Source organism: Enterovibrio gelatinilyticus (assembly GCF_028683095.1).
GTDB classification, from domain to species: Bacteria; Pseudomonadota; Gammaproteobacteria; order Enterobacterales; family Vibrionaceae; genus Enterovibrio; species Enterovibrio gelatinilyticus.
In genome coordinates, this window is sequence record NZ_JAJUBC010000072.1 from 1 (window position 1) to 1,737 (window position 1,737).

Below are 1,737 nucleotides of genomic sequence, written 5' to 3' on the forward strand. Positions count from 1 at the left end.
TCATCAACGGGACACCTTGCCAATCTCGAAGCGCTTAGGAAGTTGTGTGAATACATTGGTTTGGTCAGGTTCAGTGCGGGCAAGTGCCCGTTATCACAACGTTAGGCTTTCAAAGTTAGGAGACGCAGATGAGAAAAATTTTAATTTTGATATGTTTGTTTATTACTCAGTCAGCTTGTGCAGCTCCAGTATCTGATAATAGCGCCAATGAAGAAGCTAAAAAACAATGTGCACAACTAAGTTATGAAACAATGTGTGGCTTTTCTAATTCTGGTAAAAATGTTTTTGTGGTTAATAAAAGATCAGATGCGAGCATTAAAGTAACTGTGCACACTAACTGGAAAAAAGGAATTGATAAAGGTGAGTATGACAGAGTACATAATTTAGCTGCTGGATTAAAGAAACGAATTGGATGTACTGTTGGAAACGGTGTTTCAGGTGCTATTTACAGTTTTAAAGTCGTTGGGTGTGAGGTTAAGTAAAAAGCCTAACAAGTCAACTCAACGGAAAAATACTCGCTCCGCTCGTATTTTCCGTTGGTTGGGACGTTATCCGTCAGTTCCTTCAGTGTTTAGTTTGCGATGTTTGGTTAGCTATTTCCTTTCTTCATCGCAGGCTGTTTAAACCCAAAAGTCTCGTCAAACCAATCCCAAACTCAATGCAAAATCATGTGGCTATTTTTGCTAAGTTGAATTGAATACACATGGTTTTATCGAGTGATTTTGTCTTTATGGTCGCAGCTGAACTCACAAAATGGCGCGTTCGTTGGGTGTTGGCGGCAAAGCCGCGATAGCATGAAAGCTCAGCGGCTAACAAGGTCATGAACGGGACACCTTGCCAATCTCGAAGCGCTTAGAAAGTGTTGTGAATACATAGGTTTGGTCAGGTTCAGTGCGGGCAAGTGCCCGTTATCACAGCGTTATAAGTAAATATGAATTCAGCAGAGTACAGGGAAATTTGTAGTTCCCCCGATGTGTTGCCAAGATGGGTTCTTGAGGAAACCCTAGATATTTTGGTTAAAGCCAGCCTGCCCGGATCAGAAACGGTAAAGCATGCCTTGGATCAAGGGACAATTAGCTTTCCTAATAACCATGATGGCAGTTCATCAAATAGTTACCATCGGGTCGTTTGTACGGCTGATGAGGCTGATTTAATATCAGACTATCTATTCGAAAAAGAAGCTGAGTCGGTGCCATCAAATGGCGTCGCAACAAGCGAAACAGATAGGTTGGTGACATTGGTTAATATTTGGCACGAACTAGCAAATTATATCCAGAAAAGCGTATAACAAGGCCATGCAGCACAGCCCTTCGGACTTGGACAGCCTAGCCGTCCCTCGTTTTGTGCATGGCTATGCCATTATCGCACAAAACAATCAACAACTAGTCTGCCGCTGATGGCGGCGTTATAAGTGAAGAGTATGAGTTCGATTAAGGTGATGGCGGACTATCATTGTTTTCCTATTTGGCACTATAGAAGTGACAACGTTGGTGATGTCGATCCTGCAACTTTACCTATCTCAGAAGAGTTGATTGTATCGTTACTTGAATGGGCTTCATCCTATGATGCAACTTTAAACAATAAAGACCCAATTAAATCAGGCTTCCCCAATAGATCCGCTAAAAATGAATTTATTAAAAAAGGGTTAGAGTTGGCTACAAAGCTCAAATCTGAACTTAGAAGTGTTGAGGTCTATTATTATCACGAGGGAATTGGGCGCAATGTTCGCATATAACA

4 protein-coding genes are annotated in these 1,737 nt (G+C 41.6%); 3 read left to right on the forward strand and 1 reads right to left on the reverse strand.

All coding sequences use genetic code 11. The annotated features are described in order from the left end of the window. Positions 1 to 128: 128 nt before the first annotated feature. Complete coding sequence (locus tag LRP50_RS25190; RefSeq protein WP_274167140.1) at positions 129 to 482, forward strand: hypothetical protein; 354 nt, start codon at positions 129 to 131, stop codon at positions 480 to 482. Between the two features lie 184 nt (positions 483 to 666). On the opposite strand, the gene LRP50_RS25195 is transcribed toward LRP50_RS25190, so the two are convergent. Then, on the reverse strand, positions 667 to 822 hold the full coding sequence (locus LRP50_RS25195) for a hypothetical protein (RefSeq protein WP_274167141.1): 156 nt from the start codon (positions 820 to 822) through the stop codon (positions 667 to 669). 109 nt (positions 823 to 931) lie between these two features. On the opposite strand from LRP50_RS25195, the gene LRP50_RS25200 reads away from it, so the two are divergent. Both LRP50_RS25200 and LRP50_RS25205 read left to right on the forward strand, forming a co-directional pair. Next, complete coding sequence (locus tag LRP50_RS25200; RefSeq protein WP_274167142.1) at positions 932 to 1,288, forward strand: hypothetical protein; 357 nt, start codon at positions 932 to 934, stop codon at positions 1,286 to 1,288. Between the two features lie 132 nt (positions 1,289 to 1,420). Next, positions 1,421 to 1,735 (forward strand): hypothetical protein, encoded by a 315-nt coding sequence (locus LRP50_RS25205; RefSeq protein ID WP_274167143.1) that lies wholly within the window; start codon positions 1,421 to 1,423, stop codon positions 1,733 to 1,735. Positions 1,736 to 1,737: the final 2 nt, after the last annotated feature.